This is a genomic window from Oleiphilus sp. HI0066 (genome assembly GCF_001635725.1).
Genome location: NZ_LWFH01000673.1, coordinates 1 through 774 on the forward strand (window position 1 = coordinate 1; position 774 = coordinate 774).

Annotated in this window: 2 pseudogenes; both read right to left on the reverse strand. The window is 46.5% G+C overall.

The features are described 5' to 3' along the window. Nucleotides 1–574: pseudogene (locus A3738_RS08560) on the reverse strand (hypothetical protein); the annotation flags it as partial. A 19-nt stretch (nt 575–593) separates the two neighbouring features. Further along, nucleotides 594–774: pseudogene (locus A3738_RS30835) on the reverse strand (transporter); the annotation flags it as partial.

The window sequence follows — 774 nt, forward strand, 5'->3', positions numbered from 1 at the left end:
TACCTAAGAATGTCCCGGGGTCTTCCGCGTCTTTAAAAAGCCCCAACGGAGAGTGCATGTAGTTTTTTGCAGCGAATGTAAATTTTGAGCCTGGCTCATTAACAGAAAAACCAAACTGGAACGGCAAAGGCGCGGGACCACTCCATACCCATTGCTGAAGGCCAAATCCTGGAATGTAAATCGCTGGTTTACTCGTATGGCTTTCTCCGTAGCCATCAGGCCCAACCACTGGATCTCTAGGAACCGAAGGATCGTAGGTATTAAGTCCCGTGCCCTCTAGACCAAATATCTCATAATCGTCACCGGCGATATAAGCAGCGTCCAAATCGAGACCGATAATATACTGATCAACTTCGAACTGACGGTCTTTCAAGTTCGTTAGACCTGCAGGATTATGATACACAGCTGCAATACTGGGATCGCGATCCGCTACAACAGCATTACCCAAAGACATAGCACGGCTATCTATCGTAATGCCATTACCAACCTGCGCTAGCAGTTGAGGTGGAAAAACGAGCATGATCGTTGTCAGCGCAACAAACGCTCGCTGGATTGGTTTTGTAAACTCTCTCACATTCACTCCGATTGTGGACTTACCAAGTCCACGCACCGATGTTAATCGGCAAAGAGAATCCTAAATTAAAGTCAGACGCATCTTCCGTCAGACCAAAACCAAAACTTGTATTGATAATTGTGGTCGGATCAACACGAATACCTAATGACATATTCATCGACCCACTGGCTGAGTCTTGTGTTTCAGCATTGGTTCCGTCG